19 protein-coding genes and 1 tRNA gene are annotated in these 18,263 nt (G+C 58.2%); 9 read left to right on the forward strand and 11 right to left on the reverse strand.

Features of this window, described 5'->3' with window-relative positions; genetic code table 11:
- Positions 1–220 precede the first annotated feature (220 nt).
- A complete protein-coding gene (locus ACRRSD_RS16960; RefSeq protein WP_435034371.1) occupies positions 221–670 on the forward strand; it encodes a carboxypeptidase regulatory-like domain-containing protein in 450 nt (149 codons plus the stop codon).
- A gap of 75 nt (positions 671–745) precedes the next feature.
- Positions 746–1,036, forward strand: a complete 291-nt coding sequence (locus ACRRSD_RS16965; protein ID WP_435034372.1) for a YceK/YidQ family lipoprotein — start codon at positions 746–748, stop codon at positions 1,034–1,036.
- On the opposite strand, the gene ACRRSD_RS16970 is transcribed toward ACRRSD_RS16965, so the two are convergent.
- The 9 genes from ACRRSD_RS16970 to ACRRSD_RS17010 all read right to left on the reverse strand — a co-directional run bounded on the left by ACRRSD_RS16970 (position 1,023) and on the right by ACRRSD_RS17010 (position 9,036).
- Positions 1,023–1,385 (reverse strand): hypothetical protein, encoded by a 363-nt coding sequence (locus ACRRSD_RS16970; RefSeq protein ID WP_435034373.1) that lies wholly within the window; start codon positions 1,383–1,385, stop codon positions 1,023–1,025. The genes ACRRSD_RS16965 and ACRRSD_RS16970 overlap by 14 nt on opposite strands.
- 42 nt (positions 1,386–1,427) lie before the next feature.
- Positions 1,428–2,288 (reverse strand): alpha/beta hydrolase, encoded by an 861-nt coding sequence (locus ACRRSD_RS16975; protein ID WP_435034374.1) that lies wholly within the window; start codon positions 2,286–2,288, stop codon positions 1,428–1,430.
- The gene (locus ACRRSD_RS16980; protein WP_007909181.1) at positions 2,285–3,076 is read right to left on the reverse strand and encodes a TSUP family transporter; all 792 of its coding nucleotides are present in this window, start codon (positions 3,074–3,076) and stop codon (positions 2,285–2,287) included. Before ACRRSD_RS16980 ends, ACRRSD_RS16975 begins: the two co-directional genes overlap by 4 nt.
- Positions 3,077–3,152: 76 nt before the next feature.
- Complete coding sequence (locus tag ACRRSD_RS16985; RefSeq protein ID WP_435034375.1) at positions 3,153–4,232, reverse strand: hypothetical protein; 1,080 nt, start codon at positions 4,230–4,232, stop codon at positions 3,153–3,155.
- 582 nt (positions 4,233–4,814) lie between these two features.
- A tRNA-Phe gene (locus ACRRSD_RS16990) sits at positions 4,815–4,890 on the reverse strand.
- Positions 4,891–4,994: 104 nt separating this feature from the next.
- Entirely contained in the window at positions 4,995–5,267 is a 273-nt protein-coding gene (locus ACRRSD_RS16995; RefSeq protein ID WP_008024947.1) for an oxidative damage protection protein, read from the reverse strand.
- Positions 5,264–6,331 (reverse strand): A/G-specific adenine glycosylase, encoded by a 1,068-nt coding sequence (gene mutY / locus ACRRSD_RS17000; protein ID WP_435034376.1) that lies wholly within the window; start codon positions 6,329–6,331, stop codon positions 5,264–5,266. The genes ACRRSD_RS16995 and mutY overlap by 4 nt, the downstream gene beginning before the upstream one ends.
- Positions 6,328–8,553, reverse strand: a complete 2,226-nt coding sequence (locus ACRRSD_RS17005) for an AsmA family protein (RefSeq protein WP_435034377.1) — start codon at positions 8,551–8,553, stop codon at positions 6,328–6,330. Before ACRRSD_RS17005 ends, mutY begins: the two co-directional genes overlap by 4 nt.
- 78 nt (positions 8,554–8,631) lie before the next feature.
- Positions 8,632–9,036, reverse strand: a complete 405-nt coding sequence (locus ACRRSD_RS17010; RefSeq protein WP_435034378.1) for an acetyl-CoA sensor PanZ family protein — start codon at positions 9,034–9,036, stop codon at positions 8,632–8,634.
- A gap of 223 nt (positions 9,037–9,259) precedes the next feature.
- Here ACRRSD_RS17010 and ACRRSD_RS17015 point away from each other — a divergent pair, with 223 nt between their 5' ends.
- From ACRRSD_RS17015 to hisF, 6 genes are all read left to right on the forward strand, one after another.
- Positions 9,260–10,924: an OFA family MFS transporter gene (locus tag ACRRSD_RS17015; protein WP_038359954.1), complete on the forward strand. Its 1,665-nt coding sequence runs from the start codon at positions 9,260–9,262 to the stop codon at positions 10,922–10,924.
- A 274-nt stretch (positions 10,925–11,198) separates the two neighbouring features.
- Entirely contained in the window at positions 11,199–11,792 is a 594-nt protein-coding gene (gene hisB / locus ACRRSD_RS17020) for an imidazoleglycerol-phosphate dehydratase HisB (protein ID WP_007909204.1), read from the forward strand.
- Positions 11,792–12,430: an imidazole glycerol phosphate synthase subunit HisH gene (gene hisH / locus ACRRSD_RS17025; RefSeq protein ID WP_075947168.1), complete on the forward strand. Its 639-nt coding sequence runs from the start codon at positions 11,792–11,794 to the stop codon at positions 12,428–12,430. The genes hisB and hisH overlap by 1 nt, the downstream gene beginning before the upstream one ends.
- Entirely contained in the window at positions 12,431–12,691 is a 261-nt protein-coding gene (locus ACRRSD_RS17030; protein ID WP_435034379.1) for a DUF2164 domain-containing protein, read from the forward strand. It abuts the gene before it with no gap.
- A gap of 42 nt (positions 12,692–12,733) precedes the next feature.
- Complete coding sequence (gene hisA / locus ACRRSD_RS17035) at positions 12,734–13,471, forward strand: 1-(5-phosphoribosyl)-5-[(5-phosphoribosylamino)methylideneamino]imidazole-4-carboxamide isomerase (RefSeq protein ID WP_003220753.1); 738 nt, start codon at positions 12,734–12,736, stop codon at positions 13,469–13,471.
- Positions 13,472–13,480: 9 nt separating this feature from the next.
- Complete coding sequence (gene hisF, locus ACRRSD_RS17040; RefSeq protein ID WP_007909211.1) at positions 13,481–14,251, forward strand: imidazole glycerol phosphate synthase subunit HisF; 771 nt, start codon at positions 13,481–13,483, stop codon at positions 14,249–14,251.
- A 74-nt stretch (positions 14,252–14,325) separates the two neighbouring features.
- Here hisF and ACRRSD_RS17045 read toward each other — a convergent pair whose 3' ends face one another.
- Entirely contained in the window at positions 14,326–15,813 is a 1,488-nt protein-coding gene (locus ACRRSD_RS17045) for a trypsin-like serine peptidase (RefSeq protein ID WP_435034380.1), read from the reverse strand.
- A 266-nt stretch (positions 15,814–16,079) separates the two neighbouring features.
- On the opposite strand from ACRRSD_RS17045, the gene ACRRSD_RS17050 reads away from it, so the two are divergent.
- A complete protein-coding gene (locus tag ACRRSD_RS17050; protein WP_435034381.1) occupies positions 16,080–16,835 on the forward strand; it encodes a substrate-binding periplasmic protein in 756 nt (251 codons plus the stop codon).
- Here ACRRSD_RS17050 and ACRRSD_RS17055 read toward each other — a convergent pair.
- The gene (locus ACRRSD_RS17055) at positions 16,816–18,189 is read right to left on the reverse strand and encodes a Vps62-related protein (RefSeq protein WP_435034382.1); all 1,374 of its coding nucleotides are present in this window, start codon (positions 18,187–18,189) and stop codon (positions 16,816–16,818) included. The two genes, ACRRSD_RS17050 and ACRRSD_RS17055, sit on opposite strands and share 20 nt — an antisense overlap.
- Between the last annotated feature and the right edge of the window lie 74 nt (positions 18,190–18,263).

Below are 18,263 nucleotides of genomic sequence, written 5' to 3' on the forward strand. Positions count from 1 at the left end.
CCAAGGGTCGCCGTGCGGGTATGTCGGGCGAGCCGGTGATATGGGAGGGAAGAAGGGATTGATGTTGCAGGACGTTGCCGCTGAAAGATGCTTCAGAGAGTAATGGTCTGTAGTCCATTTCGTACACGTGCCAAGTTCCAAACAATCTAAAACCCGCCCCGATACGCAAAATCTAAAAGGAGTAACGGTTGGGTTCTACAAGAACCCGGGAGTCGTGATCATGAAACGCGCTCTTTCATTCATGCTGCCCATCGCTGCTGTCGCTGCACTGTTGTTTCCGGTGATGTTGCAGGCAGCCAGTCTTGAGCCCATCGACAGTGCGGGCGTGCAAGTTCAGCAGCAACAACAGAACGGCGTCACTTATGTGGCCGGCGGGATCGGCGAGGATGAAGCGAAGGCCATTCGACAAACCAGCGGTTACAACCTGCACATGACGTTCGCAGTAGGCGCGCAAGACGAGTACACCGCTGATGTCGATGTGATGATTCAAAAGTCGCCGGGGCAAACCGTACTGACGCTCAACCAGACAGGACCGCTGGTGTACGTGCAGTTGCCGCCCGGCAAGTACACGGTGGTGGCGACGCGTAAAGGCGAAACGCGGCACGACGTGACAGACGTTGGTGCAGGCGTTCCGCGAAATCTGGTGTTCCACTGGAATGACGCTGGATAGCGATGGATGTGATTGCGAAGCCGAGGCGCGGGTACAATCCCGCGCCTCATCTTTGTGACGTAGGGAAGCGCTGGTTTGAAAGGGATTTTGCGTGCTGTTTGTGTTGCTGGCCTCGTGTTGCAGTTGGCCGGCTGCGGAACGTTTATCGGGCGTTTGAATGACGGTTTGTCCGATGCCCAGTATTACCGAGGGGTTGATGGCAACCTTCACCTGCTGGGCGTGCGTGGCGGCGGCAGCGATGGCATGCCGGCGGCGATCGTCTGTTACATGATGATTGTCTGTCCGGTCATCACCGTTGTATCTCTGCCAGTGGATGCCGCGCTGGATACGGTTCTGCTGCCGATCGATTACATCAATACGCTCTAGGTTTTTTTGCGCGGCGCTTGCTCTTCGGCGTGTGCACGGGCTCTTGCACTATGCGATAGATCCACACGCCGAACACACCCACTGCCAGTAGAAAAGCTGTGCCAACGCTCTGCCAGACAAACTCGAACCAGAACTGCCGTGGTTGCAGGGCCAGGGTGTAAGTGCTGCGCGGGCCGCGATTATTGGTGGTGATAGAGCCGGTGATCCAGCTGTCGACCAGCATCCAGATCGACAACCCAATGGCGAAAGTAATCAGCAGAGCAGCGAGAACAGTCAGCCAGTAAGTCACGCGACTTGGGCGATAGGGCGGCGGGTGGGGCAGGGGGACGCGGGTTTTCCTTTGGTTCATGACGCTTGTGACCTGTTTTCCATTGTGGCGGTAAAGTGGCGATCAGGCATTAATGAACCGCGCTATCTCGTTCGCCAACTCTGCGGCGGGCAGCGGGTTTTCCCTGAGCCATGTCGATACAGCATGGTCGCAGCCCGGCAGCATGATTTTTCTGAACTGATGAGGGGCCAGACTCTTTTCAACAGCCTCGATGACTTCGTACGGAATCGCGCTGTTGATCGCGCGCGCGCCCATTTGCTGCGTTCCGGCAGACGTCCCGGCGATCCCGCCAAAAGCAGTGGCCTGAAGGCCATCGTATTCGCCGATCACCAGCAAGACCTCGCCGTCGAACGTGCGCAGGAAATCCAGCGATGGCGAGTCAAGAAAACCGTAAGGCACAGAAATGGCACGTTTGAACGGTGGACCAAACGGTTGCTGCCAGGCCGCCTCCGCGTACAGGGCCGGACAGAACAGCACGATGCGTCTGACTGAAGCGCGATGCGCCTGCGCCACCTTTAGCGCCAGTGCGCCCCCCAGACTGTGACCGATCACTGTGCTGAGTTCGGCGCCAAGATGATCGGCAAACTGCAAGGCCTCCTGAAGGTTCTGCGCCAGTGAAGTGTCTTCAAGGGCAACATCGGCGCTGGGGCCGTGGCCGGAAAGGTTGAAGCTCAGGCTGGCAATTCCCTGCGCCTGCAAGGGGTACAGGATGGCGTTGAGTCGCGAATAGTCAGAGCGAGCGCCGTGAATGGCCAGCACCTTCGGCATTGACGCTTGCGCGGCGGAGCCGGCCAATACGCGACCTTCCAATTGGTAGCCCGTGAAGGTCTGCGCAAAGAAAAACTCAGGGCCGGTTGGCGCCTCGTCGAACTGCAATCGAGACCGAAGTCGAGACGCGCCGGTCAGCGCCAACCGATTGATCACAAGGCTGCCAGGGTGTGCAGGACTGCCACGCGCAATGGATTGGTCTCCACGCTCAGAAGCTTGATCGCCAAGGCGCAGCAAACCACGATCAACATGGGCTTGATCAAGCGCGGGCCGACCCGGACGGCGGCCCTTGCGCCCAGTTGTGCGCCGAGGAAGGCCGCCAGCGCCATGGCAATCGCAATCGGCCAGATGATCACGCCTTTGGTGATGAAGACTGATAGCGAACCCAGATTGCAGGAGGCGTTGGCCAGTTTGGTGAAGCTCATGGCCCGCATCATGCCAAGCCCGCAAAGCAGCACGAAGCCGACGATAAAGAACGAACCTACACCCGGACCGAAGATACCGTCGTAGAAGCCCAGGATCGGCGCCACAGTGAACGAGAACAGCAGAATGCCGATTCGTTTGCGTCGATCCTCATTGGCCAGCTTCGGCGAGAGCGCAAAGTAGATCGCCACCAGAATAAGCATGACGGGCACGCACACTTCCAGATAGCGCTTATCAATCGAACTGACCAACAGTGCCCCGCTGGCACCACCCAGGAATGCGCAGATAACCAGGAAGCGTCCTTCGCGCCATTCAATCATGCCCTTGCGGGCAAAAGTGACCGTGGCCGAAATAGTGGCCGACGCGGCCTGAAACTTGTTTGTGGCAATCGCACTGATCGGGTCGACACCGGCCAGAAACAAGGCAGGCAAAGTAATCAATCCGCCCCCCCCGGCAATCGCATCAAAAAAACCGGCGCAAAAAGCCACGAGCGCCAACATGCCAATTACATCCCAAGCCATTACATTTTCCCTTTTTGTAGTTATTGGCCAGCCATTCACATGACTGGCCATTCAACAGCTTTGCGTGCAGCGAATATCAACCCTGTATCAGCAGCGGATCGTCTGAGATGACAATCGGGGACGAGAACTTCGACAGGCCGAAGATGCGCACCAATACACGTCGATTGTCTTTGATGACATCGCGACAATGCAGGGCGCGGACGTTATTGATCACCATGGCCGATTCTTGGGTCAGCGTGTATTGCACCGGTGTTGCCTTACTCACGCTTTGGCAAAGCGCGGAATACGCCTCTTTTACAAAGTCCGAGGCGTTGTCGTTGACCGAAAAACGGTACGAGTTGAATCGCGCGGCGAATCCGACGTTGTCATCGAACTCCAGAATCGAAACATTGCGGCCATCTTCGCCCTTGCCGTTGACGAAAGAGTCGCTGCGGGTGAACTGAAAGCTGCCTGTCGTCAGTGCGAGGCATCCGGTGACGCCGATTTCGTCCAGCAGAGGTGGCAACGGAATCACCGAGGTTGGCTCCAGGCCTGGATTCCACAGCGCCGATAGAATCAACGACGAAGGCGAGGGCGAGTGCCCGTCTTTCGCGTTGACGGCGCACCAGTACGGCGCCTCGGTGTGCGGGCCGAGCGCGAGGCCGGAATGGGAGCTGAGCTCTTTGATTTCCGGTTCGTCATTGATTTTGGTCAGTCCGCCGCCCTTGAAGTTGGCGACGAGTCGGACCAGTTTGCCTTCGTTGTCCATGTCGTAGGCAAAGGAGCTGTTATCCACCAGTTTCAACAGAATCTGATTGCGTGCCGCCAGACACAGTACGTCGTGCCGATTCTCCAGAGCGACCAGGTCGGGCAGTTCATCCGGAGGGCTAGTGTCGGTGAATGCTTGCATCCCCTCAAAGATCATCAGGGAAACCAGGCCGTCGGAGTAAGCGCCAAGCAGTTCCGATTGATCCCTGGAAAACGAAAACTTCAACTCAGTCGCAGCTAGCGAGGCTTTGGACTTTGCGCCTGCGGCTTGTGGCCCGCCCATGCCTGCCAGTTCTTCGGAGAACTTGTGCAGCAGCTTGGCTTGTTGCGTATCAAAACTGAAAGTTCTGACTTCCTGTTCAACTAAAGACTCAACGGTTTTATTGGTTTGTTGTAGGGCTTCGGTCATTGTTTACATCCCTGTCGTATCCGCTCCCGTTATATTTTTTGTGGGAGCTGTTGGCTGTTTCGATGATGCAATGCGTGCCGAGCGCACGCACAGATCCGGACGTGGGCGAGTTGATACAGGTCTGGTTTTTTCGGGAGGGCACAGGGCGCTGCGACGCGACAGTTCAAACCAAGTGTTGAATGCCTCGTCGGTGTTTGCTGTCGCTTGCCTGACAGCTGAAACAACAGCAGATGACCTGCGCTGAGGTCTTGTCCTCCATGACAACTTTATGAGGGGGCTTAGTTCTGCGAGCGATCCTGCTCGCAGACGCAACTCTCCTGCTGCCAGCAATCGCCTCGGTAGGTTCCGAGGGTTCCAGGGCGCGGAGTGCGTTATTCGGGTAATGCGTTAAACGCTGGTCATCCGGGCTGAAGTGCCCGGCGATTATTTTCGACAGTCAGCAATGACCTGCCGGAAAAAGCTGGCTGAGCCTAACATCAAAATAATGGCCAGCAAAAGCATTGGAAGAGGGGATGAAGTACGGCTTACCAAATCGCAGGCATAAAAAAACCCTGAATCTTGCGATTCAGGGTTTTCGGTATTTGGTGCCCAGAGACGGAATCGAACCGCCGACACGGGGATTTTCAATCCCCTGCTCTACCGACTGAGCTATCTGGGCAACGGGGCGCATTAAAAGGGTTTTTCGGATTTACGTCAACGACTTTTTTAAAATTTCTTAAATTAATTCCGTCGCTTACGATCCGACCCCCGATTTTGCAGGGTTTACTCTGCAGGCGGAACGTAGCCTTCAGCCTTGGCGTATTCCTCGCCGGAGAAGTACTTGTCCATTTCGCCCTGAAGATATTTGCGGTCTTCGGCGTTCATCATGTTCAGACGCTTTTCGTTGATCAGCAGGGTCTGGTGTTTCTGCCAGTCAGCCCAGGCCTTGGCCGAGACGTGGTCAAAAATATCCTGACCTTTGGCGCCCGGGAAAGGAGCGCGCTCCAGCGCGGGCAGTTCTTCTTTGTACTTACGGCACATGATGGTGCGGGTCATGATGACTCTCCTGCGTTCAATACGGCGGCCGCGCGTTCGAGCAAGGTTTTGACCGGGGCGGCGAGGCCCAGGCGCGGCGGGGTGGCGAGGTTATACCAGAGCCAGTCGGCCTCGGCCACGTGATGGGCGGCCTCCTGCACCTGAACCAGCCAGGGTTCGATGGACAGCTGGAAATGGCTGAACGTGTGGACGAGGCTCGGCAGCGCCTGCTGCTCGCCCATGGTCAGCGAGTGCTGATCGGCAAGATGTTGCAGGTCGTCGAGGTCATCGAGTTCCGGCAGGCTCCACAGCCCCCCCCACAAACCGCTCGAGGGACGACGGTAAAGCAAGATCGCGCCGTCGTCGTTGGCGAGCATTGGCATCAGCGTGCGCTTCTGCGGGATGGCTTTGCGCGGCTTGGGGATCGGGTAGCGGGTTTCAAGGCCGAGCATGTGCGCCTCGCAGCCACGCTCCAGCGGACACAGCAGGCAACTCGGCTTGCTGCGCGTACACAGCGTGGCGCCGAGATCCATCATCGCCTGGGTGTAGGCGTTGACCCGATCGTGCGGCGTAAAGCGCTCAGCGTTGGCCCACAGCTGTTTGGCGACCTTCGGCTCGCCGGGGTAGCCCTCCTGCGCGGTAAAACGCGCCAGCACACGTTTGACGTTGCCGTCGAGGATCGGCGCGCGCAGCCCCATACTGATACTGGCGATGGCGCCAGCGGTGGACAGGCCAATGCCCGGCAGATCCGTAAGCTTTTCAACGTCACGGGGAAACTCGCCGCCGTACTGGCTGACGACGATCTTCGCGGTCTTCTGCAGATTGCGTGCACGGGTGTAGTAGCCGAGCCCGGTCCACAGGTGCAGCACTTCGTCTTCCGGCGCTTGGGCCAGCGCTTCAACCGTTGGCAACGCGGCCATGAAACGGTCGAAGTAATTGAGCACGGTACTGACCTGGGTTTGCTGCAGCATGATCTCCGACACCCAGACCCGATACGGGTTGATGTCCTGCTGCCAAGGCAGGTCGTGGCGGCCGTGGCGGTCGAACCAATCCAGCACCGCCGTGGAAAATTGCTCCGCTCTCATCGCTTGAACAGCCCCTTCAATGCGTTCTTCAGTTCCGGGCTGACCTTGTCACCGAGCTTCTCGTCGATCTTCTCACTGAGCTTGTCGCCAGCCAGTTTACTCGCGACCTGACCGAGGCGATCGTTATCGACGCGGCAGGCCTTGGCGCCCAATTCCAGTGGGCCACGGCAGCGCAGCGGCCATTCGATGCCGACGAATTTCTCGCCGACCTGACAGGCCGGGTCCGGCATGGAGCTGGTGTCGCCTTCGACGACGATGCCGACGCGGTAATCCATGCCGAGCACGCGCAGGTCGATATCACCGTCGCCATTGACGGTCATGCCAGGGATGCGCACTTTCAGATCCGGGTTGCTGGCGATGCCGTTGCGGAAGGTCAGGTTGCCCTTGAGTTCCTGGAACGGCGTGTCCTTGCCCCGCGGCTCACCGCTGAGGGTTTTGCGGTTGAGGGTGGCGATGCCTTTGCACAGTTGCTGCTCAAGGTTGGCGTTGAGCAGCACGCCGTTGTTGATCACGAAACTGGCGTTGCCGTTGAGCGTGTCGATCAGCGCCTGCTGGCTGTTGCCACTGCCGGTCACGTTGCTGGTGAGGGTCACCAGACCTTTGACTGGCGGGTTCTTGCTTTGGCTCTCGAGGATTTTTTCTACAGGCACGCGATTGAGTTTGGTCTGCAGGTTGAGTACAGGCGCGCTCGGGCGCACATCGAGGGTGCCATTGGCGGCGAAACCGCCGTTGTACAACTCGCCGCTCAGGTTGGTCAGGGTCAACAGACCGCCCTGGCCGGTGGCTTTCAGTGCGGCGTTCTGAATTGGCAGTTTGTCGAGGGTCAACTGGCCAAAGGTCAGGTCGGCATCGACGTCGAGTTTGGCCAGGCGTTCAACCGGCAACAGGCGCTCGGTACTCCAGGCGGTTTTGCTTGGTTTGTCCGGCAGTGGCGTGGAACCGGCACCGGCCATGGCATCGGCTTCGGTGCTGGCGACTTCGGCCTGACGCACTTGCGTGGCGCTGTTGGCTTGCGCCGACTTCGGCGGTAGGTAGCGGTCGACATTGAAGGTGTCGGCCTTGAGGATCGCCCGCAGCGATTGCTTGGCGAAATCCTCGACGGCGATGCGGCCACTGAAGCTGCTGTCGTCCAGTTTCAGATTGATATTGTCGAAAGCGATGCTGCTTGGCGTGGCGGCAACGCGGCTTACCAGTTCGACTTTGCTCAGGCTGCCTTCGGCCATGGCCGGCAGTTTCTGACCGATGCTGTCGACGAATTTCGCCAGATCGAACTGGGCGATAGAGATGCCGCCGGTGATCTGCGGAGTTTTGTCGAGGTCGTTGGCTTTCAGTTCGCCCAAGGCGCGCAACTGGTTGGCGGAGATCTTGATGCCGGTCCATTCAGCGACGTTCGCGGCTTTGTCCAGGGATAGCTGGCCCTGAGCCGCGAATGTCATGGTTTTGCCTTGCAACGGATCGCCGGCCAGTTCGCCGGACAGTTTCAGGTCTTCGAACCTGTAGCGTTGCAGTGCGCGCTCGATGCGCAGCTCGCCGGTTAGCTCGGTACGCACGCGCAGGACGGGCTGGTTGGTGCCGAGGAATGCCGTGGCTTTCACCGGGATGTTGGTGGAGTCGTGTACCGGGCCGGTGCTCAGTTGAATGCTTTCGGCGCTGAATTGCTTGCCGGTCAGCTCATCGTTGTATTCAACGCGAGCGTTGTTAACGGTCAAGCTGTCGATGTCGAGGCGAATCGGCTGCGGCGGTTTTTCCACCGCAACAGGGGGTTCGCTGGCCGGTTGGCCCGGCGTAGCGGCTGGCGGCGTTGCACCCGCCGGGACAGGCACCTTGCCGATGTCTTCCCAGTTGCCGTGGCCGTTCTTGTCGCGTTTCAGGCGCAGGTTCAGGCCTTCAACGCGCACATCGCTCATTTGCACTTCACGGCGCAACAGCGGTAGCACGCGCACGGACAGGCCGAGCATCTGCAGATCGGCATACGGTTCGGTCGGATTGATCAGGGTGGCGACGCTGGCTTCGTGCAATTCCAGGCCGAGCCACGGGAACAGACTCCAGCCGATATCGCCATTGAGCGTCAGCTCGATGTGGGCCTTGTCACGGGCTATCTGGCGGATCTCGTCTTTGTAGTCGTTGGGATCGAAGAGGTGGGTCAGGGCAAAACCTGCCGCCACAATGATCAGCAACAACCCGAGAAGTACCAGACCCAGGATTTTGCCGAACGCTTTCATGGGCGAGTCCTTGTAGTTAGTCGAATTCGTAATTTAGCCGGGGAGTATAGCGCCGCAACCGCCCGGTTCGCTGTGACGTCATGTTGGCAGGACATCGAGCGGTACCTGCAAGCTAGCGGCGAGTGCCTGAGCCTCCAGATGCCCGGCAGGTGCCAGCAGACGCAGTTCGGCCTCCGCTTGCGACGCCATTTTCTGCGCTTGGTTCACCAGCCGTTCAGCAACCCCACGGCGACGGGTAACTTTTCGTACGCATAAATGGGACAAGTACCAGACATCGTGGTGCCTTTGCAGAATGCCGGCACCGAGCAGGCGGTCGTTGAAACGTCCGGCAATAAAACTCCCGTCCGCGAGGGCGCTTTCGATCAGCCCTGCCTCCCCGGAAAACGGAGCGAACAGCCATTCAGGGGCGTCGCGATAGATCTTCTGCAGATCCTGTTGATCCTGATAACTGGCGTCTTTCAAGGCTTGGACAATGATCGGCATGGCGTTTTCCTGGTGGTACGAGAACAGATGACAGAAAAAAGGTGATATCAGTTTGGTTTTTCTGTCACGTGCAAATGGTAACCTTCGCCGGTTCGTCCGTCCTTCTGCGACTTAACGTCGCGCCTTCAAGGAGCTTCACCCAAAAAAACGGTCATGCCTGCGTGCATAAAGGCCGGGGGTGAACAGTGGCTGGCGAACCATACTAATAATTGGGGGATACACAATGAGCACGAGCATCACGGCGGACGGCCTTCGCGCCGACCAGCCTGCGTTCCTGTCCAAGGAACGCATCATCGCCAAGCCCGGTTTCAACCGCTGGCTGGTTCCACCGGCCGCTCTGGCCATCCACCTGTGCATCGGCATGGCCTACGGCTTCTCGGTGTTCTGGTTGCCGCTGTCCAAGGCGCTGGGCGTTACTGCTCCGGTGGCTTGCGCACCGGACATGAGTTTCATCGCACAAGTGTTCTCGTCGCAATGCGACTGGCCGATCTCCATGCTCGGCTGGATCTACACGCTGTTCTTCATCTTCCTCGGCTGCTCGGCAGCAATCTGGGGTGGCTGGCTCGAACACGCAGGCCCTCGCAAGGCTGGCGTGGTATCGGCACTGTGCTGGTGCGGTGGTCTGCTGATCTCGGCGCTGGGTATTTATACCCATCAGATCTGGCTGATGTGGATCGGCTCCGGCGTGATCGGCGGTATCGGTCTGGGTCTGGGCTATATCTCGCCGGTTTCGACCCTGATCAAGTGGTTCCCGGACAAGCGCGGCATGGCCACCGGCATGGCAATCATGGGCTTCGGTGGCGGCGCGATGGTCGGCGCACCACTGGCAACTGCACTGATGAGCCACTTTGGCTCGGCTGAAGGTGTTGGCGTCTGGCAGAGTTTCGTCGCCATGGCCGCGATCTACTTCGTGTTCATGATCGGCGGTGCTCTGGCTTACCGCGTGCCGCCTACCGGCTGGAAACCTGAAGGCTGGACCGCGCCGGCGAAGAAAGCCGCAAACGCGATGATCACCAATCGTCACGTGCACGTGAATGTAGCGTGGAAAACTCCGCAATTCCGCCTGGTCTGGCTGGTGCTGTGCCTGAACGTGTCCGCCGGTATCGGCATCCTCGGCATGGCTTCGCCACTGCTGCAGGAAGTGTTCGGCGGCAAATTGCTGGGTGTCGATGTGCCGTTTGGCCAACTCGATGCAGGGCAACTGGCGTCGATCGCGGCGATTGCTGCCGGTTTCACCGGTCTGCTGAGCTTGTTCAACATCGGTGGTCGTTTCTTCTGGGCTTCGTTCTCGGACTACCTGGGCCGCAAAAACACCTACTTCGTGTTCTTTGCCCTGGGTTTTGCCCTGTACGCGCTGATTCCGAACATGGGCCATCTGGGCAACGTTGCGCTGTTCGTGGCGGCGTTCTGCATCATTCTGTCGATGTACGGCGGTGGTTTTGCCACGGTTCCGGCGTATCTGGCTGACCTGTTTGGTACGCAGATGGTTGGTGCGATCCACGGTCGTTTGCTGACGGCCTGGGCTGCCGCTGGCGTGCTGGGCCCGGTATTGGTGAACTACCTGCGTGAGTATCAGCTGAGCATTGGCGTTGAACGCGCTGCCGCTTACGACATCACCTTGTACATCCTTGCCGGTCTGCTGGTGCTGGGCTTCCTGTGCAACCTGATGGTCCGTCCGGTGGCCGACAAGTACTTCATGACTGACGCTGAACTGGCTGCTGAACAGGCGCTGGGCCACGACAAGGGTGCTGACGCCAGCACCGTTCTGGAGTGGAAAGCCGCGCCGGGCAGCAAGCCGCTGGCAATCGCTGCGTGGCTGGTGGTCGGTATTCCGTTGGCGTGGGGGGTGTGGGTGACCCTGCAGAAGACGGCGGTACTGTTTCACTAAGGTGTTAGCTGAATAAACACCGAACCTGTGGGAGCGAGCCTGCTCGCGAAGACGGAGATTCAGTCGACATCAGTGTTGGCTGACCCCCCCGCATTCGCGAGCAGGCTCGCTCCCACATTCGTTTTTGCGCTGCCTGTAATGGCTTGTATGGACATGTCTACCCGCGACAGCCGGGGGTTCTATCCGTCAGCCATCTCACCTCTCGTGTTTCTGTTTCGGCCCCGCGTGCCTATAATGGCTGCCTTTTTCGCCCAATGATTTTGCGGAGCTGGTGATGGCCGAACGTAAGGCGTCTGTCGAGCGCGACACTCTGGAAACCCAGATCAAAGCCTCGATCAACCTTGATGGCACCGGAAAGGCCCGATTCGATATCGGTGTTCCTTTTCTTGAGCACATGCTGGATCAGATTGCCCGTCACGGGTTGATCGACCTGGATATCGAATGCAAGGGCGATCTGCATATCGACGACCACCACACGGTGGAAGACGTCGGTATCACCCTCGGCCAGGCATTTGCCAAAGCCATCGGCGATAAAAAAGGCATCCGTCGTTACGGTCATGCCTACGTGCCGCTCGATGAAGCGCTGTCGCGCGTGGTGATCGATTTCTCTGGTCGTCCAGGCCTGCAGATGCACGTGCCGTACACCCGCGCCACCGTCGGTGGCTTCGACGTTGACCTGTTCCAGGAATTCTTCCAGGGCTTCGTCAACCACGCACTGGTCAGCCTGCACATCGACAACCTGCGTGGCACCAACACCCACCACCAGATCGAAACCGTGTTCAAGGCTTTCGGCCGCGCGCTGCGCATGGCCGTCGAGCTGGATGAGCGCATGGCCGGGCAAATGCCATCGACCAAAGGCGTTCTGTAATGCAGACGGTTGCAGTTATCGATTACGGCATGGGTAACCTGCACTCGGTGGCCAAGGCCCTCGAGCACGTCGGCGCCGGCAAGGTGTTGATCACCAGCGATGCCAACGTGATTCGCGAAGCTGACCGCGTGGTGTTCCCGGGCGTTGGTGCGATTCGCGATTGCATGGCGGAGATCCGTCGCCTCGGTTTCGATTCGTTGGTGCGCGAAGTCAGTCAGGATCGTCCGTTCCTCGGCATCTGTGTCGGCATGCAAGCGTTGCTCGACACCAGCGAAGAGAACGACGGCGTCGACTGCATCGGCCTGTTTCCGGGCGCGGTGAAGTTCTTCGGCAAAGACCTGCATGAAGACGGCGAACACCTGAAAGTCCCGCACATGGGCTGGAACGAAGTGCAGCAGAAGGTCAGCCACCCGCTGTGGCATGACATTCCGGACATGGCGCGTTTCTACTTCGTGCACAGCTACTACATCGCTGCCGCTAACGCGCGGCAAGTGGTCGGTGGCGGTCATTACGGTGTCGATTTCGCTGCGGCACTGGCCGACGGCTCGCGTTTCGCTGTGCAGTTCCACCCGGAGAAGAGCCATACCCATGGCCTGCAATTGCTGCAGAACTTCGCCGCGTGGGACGGTCGCTGGTAAATGGCTGCCAAGAAATCCAGACCGCCGATCCTGACCCTCACTCCCGAACAGGAGAACGAGGCCAATCGCAAGATTCAGCGGTTCATGGAAGACCGTTTCGAACTGGACCTGGGTTCGTTCGAAGCGACGGAAATTCTTGAGCTGTTTACCCGCGAAATTGCTCCGCACTATTACAACAGGGCGATTTTCGATGTGCAGACCCACCTCAAAGAGCGGTTTGAAAGCATCGAAAGCGACCTGTGGGCGCTCGAGAAAAACTGATTTCCGAGCCAAGCTGAACATTCAAATTTGAAGGTTTGCCAGATGCTGATTATTCCCGCTATCGATCTTAAAGACGGTGCCTGCGTACGTCTGCGCCAGGGCCGCATGGAAGATTCCACAGTGTTCTCCGATGATCCGGTGAGCATGGCTGCCAAGTGGGTGGAGGGCGGTTGCCGCCGTCTGCATCTGGTCGATCTGAATGGCGCGTTCGAAGGCCAGCCAGTCAATGGCGAAGTGGTCACCGCGATCGCCAAGCGCTATCCGACCCTGCCGATCCAGATCGGTGGCGGCATCCGTTCGCTGGAAACCATCGAGCACTACGTCAAGGCTGGCGTCAGCTACGTGATCATCGGTACCAAAGCCGTTAAAGATCCGGCCTTCGTCGCTGAGGCCTGCCGCGCGTTCCCGGGCAAGATCATCGTCGGTCTGGATGCCAAAGACGGTTTTGTCGCCACCGATGGCTGGGCTGAAATCAGCACCGTGCAGGTCATTGATCTGGCCAAACAGTTTGAAGCCGACGGCGTCTCCTCGATCGTTTATACCGACATCGCCAAAGACGGCATGATGCAGGGCTGCAACGTACCGTTCACCGCTGCGCTGGCCGCTGCCACCAAGATTCCGGTGATCGCTTCCGGCGGCATCCACAATCTGGGTGACATCAAGTCGCTGCTCGACGCCAAGGCGCCGGGCATCATCGGCGCCATCACCGGCCGGGCGATCTACGAAGGCACCCTCGACGTCGCCGAAGCGCAAGCTTTCTGCGATTCGTACCAAGGCTGAGGACTGACCATGGCGCTGGCCAAACGCATCATCCCTTGCCTGGACGTGGATAACGGCCGGGTCGTCAAAGGTGTGAAGTTCGAAAACATTCGTGACGCCGGTGACCCGGTGGAAATTGCCCGTCGTTATGACGAGCAGGGTGCCGACGAGATTACCTTTCTCGACATCACCGCCAGCGTCGATGGCCGCGACACCACGTTGCATACCGTCGAGCGCATGGCCAGCCAGGTGTTTATCCCGCTGACCGTCGGCGGTGGCGTGCGTACCGTGCAGGACATTCGCAACTTGTTGAATGCCGGCGCGGACAAGGTGTCGATCAACACCGCGGCCGTGTTCAACCCGGAGTTCGTCGGTGAAGCCGCGCAGCATTTCGGCTCGCAGTGCATCGTTGTCGCCATCGACGCCAAGAAAGTTTCCGGCCCGGGCGAAACCCCGCGCTGGGAAATCTTCACCCACGGCGGGCGCAAGCCGACCGGCCTCGACGCGGTCGAGTGGGCGAAGAAAATGGAAGGCCTCGGCGCTGGCGAGATCCTGCTGACCAGCATGGATCAGGACGGCATGAAAAACGGTTTCGACCTTGGCGTAACCCGCGCGATCAGCGATGCGCTGGGCATTCCGGTGATCGCTTCCGGTGGCGTTGGCAACCTGCAGCACTTGGCTGACGGCATTCTCGAAGGCCACGCCAGTGCGGTACTGGCGGCGAGTATTTTCCACTTCGGTGAATACACCGTGCAGGAAGCCAAGGCCTACATGGCCAAACGCGGTATCGTGATGCGCTGATCGGGTTGAACCAGCGCGCTACCGGGCGAAACCCCATGAGGGTTCACCGCCCGGCTTGCTGACGCATGACAGGCTCAAGGTTTTTGCAGTCTCTCTGTACGCACAGCCGAAGTATTGAAATCGCGGTCCATGGTGTAACTGCACAGCGTCAGTGGCAGGGCATCGTTGGGTACCAGAAAGCTATCGTCGATCTTGCTGTAGCTTGTGGATTCAATCGCGGCACAGTCCGTTGAATCCGCGGCCCCAACGTATATCTGAGTCCAGATATTGCGATCCGTGGTTTCACGGTATTCGATCAACAGATCTTCAATACCAGGTTTGATCTGCGGGGTGGGTTCAGGTAATCGAATTCCGCCCGGATTGACCAGTCGTGCCGGCAGAATTTGTGCATTGCGCAATCTTCCCTCGATAAGTTCTTGATCGACTGAGTCGACACCCATCAGGCACAGATAATATAAGCCAGCTTCACTGCCGATCGTTTTATTGATAAGGCCGGTACTGATATTAATTGGCTGGCTGTAGTGTTCTGGTAAGTAACAGGCATGTGCATCGCGCACAGTTTTAAATCGAAAGAACTCGGTGCTCATTGAAAATCTGATGTCCCAGACTGGCCCATTTTCATGGCCTTTGTCCGGTGTTTTATAAAGAGTGACGTCTGCGTTGTTTCTGGCTCTGAAGTTGAAGTCGGGCTTCAGCGAACAGGCAGGTGCGTCCATGTTGAAGTGGCCATCAGAGAAACAGGACATCAGGTAATCGATAGAGAAACTTTGACTGGCCTGGTCAGGCAATATGGATTGGCGGGGCGGGTTTGCACAAAGTCCATGCCAGAAGCACAGATCGTCTGCGGCGATGCCGTAGGTGGTTCCCGACATGACACCGGTGACTTTCCCTGTAGCGCTGTCCACGACCGGAGAGCCGGATGAGCCCGGTTCGATGCCTTTGCAATCCTGCTTTTGGTAGTCGGTATGGACGGTCAGGGATTTGATTAGCGTGGCATCGGCGGACTCCTGCGTACAGGACGAGAGCCTTAGGCCCGCAGCGCTCAATGGCGCGCCGATGACGTTGACCTGGGCGGGTTTGTCAGGCGCCGTGTGAGCGATCTTGAGTGGGTTGATGCCATCGTCGATCACCGCTTGCAGCGAAGTGTTCAATTGCATGACCGCAACATCGGTACCGGCCAGGCTGGCCCACTTGACCGTCTGAATATCGTAACGCTTGGCGTCCAGCAGTGTGTCTTGAAAATAGTTGAACTGTATTTGGCCCTGATAAGCCTTGTCGGTAGTTGTCCCAATCCATATTGAAGCGCAATGTCCGGCGCTCAGGATATAGGCTGCGCCGTTTGCTTTATTGTCATTATCGCGGGTGTCGATGAGAAAAGCGGTGCAATAGCGTCGGTCTTCTTTGATGATCTGCCCGACGCCATTTAAATGATTGTTTTGCCCGTTAGCGTTACTTAAAACTACTGGCTCTGCGGCTTCGGGAAAAGCGTGTGCGCAAGACGTCAAAGTAAAGGTGGTCGTCAGGAGGGCGAAAATTTTGGTCAGCTTTGATCTGTAGTTCATGACCGATCCTTGGTCCAGGTTGAAAGTTATATTGGTTGGTCGTGATGACTTTAATTTAATTCTTCTTTGTGGGGGCTGTTGCGCTGTAGCGAAATGTAAGTTGTCCACTATTTAAAACTGGCTGCAGTCACTGAAAAAGCCAGCTGCACAAGTCGTCCTGGCGACGCTCGCTATTCGACCGTGATGCATTGATTCCGTACAGGCCAGTGGACACCATGGCGCACCCAAGGCACTCTTGGGCACGCCATGGATTCCGGTAGCCCGACATGATCAAACGCCTGCTTCTTGTTCTCGCCAGCGCCTCGATGTTGCTCATCAACACTGCCCGCGCCGAAACCAGTCCCGACACCGATCTGGTGCTCCTCACCGAAAACTTCCCGCCGTACAACATGGCGAAGAACGGCAAGAATTTCGCCCAGGGCGAGAACATCAACGGCATCGCCACCGACATCGTCCGTGAAATGTTCCAGCGTGCCGGCATCACCTACAGCTTGACCCTGCGCTTTCCTTGGGAGCGAGTCTACAAACTGGCTTTGGAAAATCCCGGTTATGGCGCCTTTGTAATGGCGCGTCTGCCGGACCGCGAAAAACTCTTCAAATGGGTCGGACCGATCGGTCCGGATGACTGGATCATGCTGGCCAGGGCTGACAGCAAGATCACCCTCGAAACCCTCAGTGAAGCGCGCAAATACAGGATCGGCGCCTATAAGGGCGATGCGATTGCCGAAACATTGGCCAAACAAGGCCTGAAGCCGATCGTGGTGCTGCGCGATCAGGACAACGCAAAGAAGCTGGTCAATGGTCAGATCGACCTTTGGGCAACCGGTGATCCTGCCGGGCGCTATCTCGCACGGCAGGATGGTGTCACTGGTCTCAAGACCGTGCTGCGCTTCAACAGCGCAGAGTTGTATCTGGCGCTGAACAAGGACGTCTCCGACGAAGTCGTCGCCAAGCTTCAGGCCGCGCTGGATCAGTTGCGCAAAGAAGGTGTGGTCGACGAGATCATGGGGCGGTATCTGTAGCCACTGGCAACTCCGTCTCCGCAAGCGCTGCGCTGATTTCGTCGATTGCCACAGGCGCCTGCGCAATCGGTTCCACGGCGGGCTCCGGCGCAGCAACGACAACGGTCTCCGGCTCCATTGGCGCGTACTGGCTGATGTGCAAGCTGTTGCCATCGGTGTAGCTGAAAGCATCTGTCACGGAGGTGCCATCGGCGCGCAGCAGGCGGTAGTCGCTCTGCATCAGGTAAGCCGCCACGGACCTGTTTTTGTCTACGACAGCAACCACATCAATCGCTGCCGCGTTGAGCCATTCGTTCGAGTGTATTTCGCATTGGGTGAAGTCATGGCCCAGCCGCGCCGAAAACAACAGCGGGTCGTGCAGGTTGGTCTGCCATTGCGCTCCGAACTCGACAGAAGTGGTATGGGTGAATGCCTGCAGGCTCCCTGCGCGCTGTGCACGGGGCGCGCTCCACCTGAATATCTGGCTGTGGTTATCGGTGTTGTTAGCATGGCCGACGAGCAAATACTGATCTGTGCGTTCCAGAAGGTAGAAGGGCGAGTGGTTGAATTGCTCGATACGAGAGTAGTGCGGATCTCTGACCGCGAACCAGGGCAGGGAGGCGACATAAGAAGAGTTCTCTGGAGCAACCAGCGGCGTCGGTGTTTCTGCGCAAAGCACGGGTGCCGTTGGGCGCGGATTGATCTGAAGCGCGATCTTCAGGCGCAAGCAGTAGACCGGGAAATTCACCGGTTTGGTGTAGTTGCTCAATCCGACAAAGCTGCCGCATGCCAGATGTATTTCACCCGATGCGGCGACTGGCGGAACGGCACTCCAGGTGCTGACACGCTGGCGAGCGCCGCTGCCCTTGTCGTCCCAGACCAGGTCGCTGGTATTCGATGCGATGACCAGGTCCTCCCGGACGCACCTGATAGTGTTGAACGAGGGTTTTTCGTGGTCGTGCGAACACACCGATCCCAAGGCTACGTAGCCTTCAGGGGGGATCGGTCGCCAGATCGACAGATCTCTTTTCGATCCTGAGCCAGAATCTTTCCAGATCAACTCGTAATCGTCGGGGCGGCGCAGCGCCTTGCCTTTAGCGGGGTCGGAGCTTGGGCTGGCAGCTTCGCAGACGACAGCCACCACTCTTTTGCCATTGATATTGCCGGGGCCTCTTGCGACGACGTCGCCCAGGGGGAAATAGCCTGGCAACACATCGGGAGCAGGGGTGGGGTGCCAAAAGGAAGCCGTTTTTGCCTGCAAACCGTCGGTGTCCCAGACTCGGAGAAACTCTGTCGTGAAGCTGATTAGCAGGTTGTCGATCCGGATGGGTTCGATTCGCCCGGCAGGCGGGGTGATCGGGGTATTGGTGGTCATGGTTACTCCTGATAGTTCAAAGGCGACTCGAGGGAGTCGCGACCTGTTGCAGGTCTCACTATCCGGAAAGGTTT

Source organism: Pseudomonas neuropathica, from assembly GCF_051174785.1.
GTDB classification, from domain to species: domain Bacteria; phylum Pseudomonadota; class Gammaproteobacteria; order Pseudomonadales; family Pseudomonadaceae; genus Aquipseudomonas; species Aquipseudomonas neuropathica_A.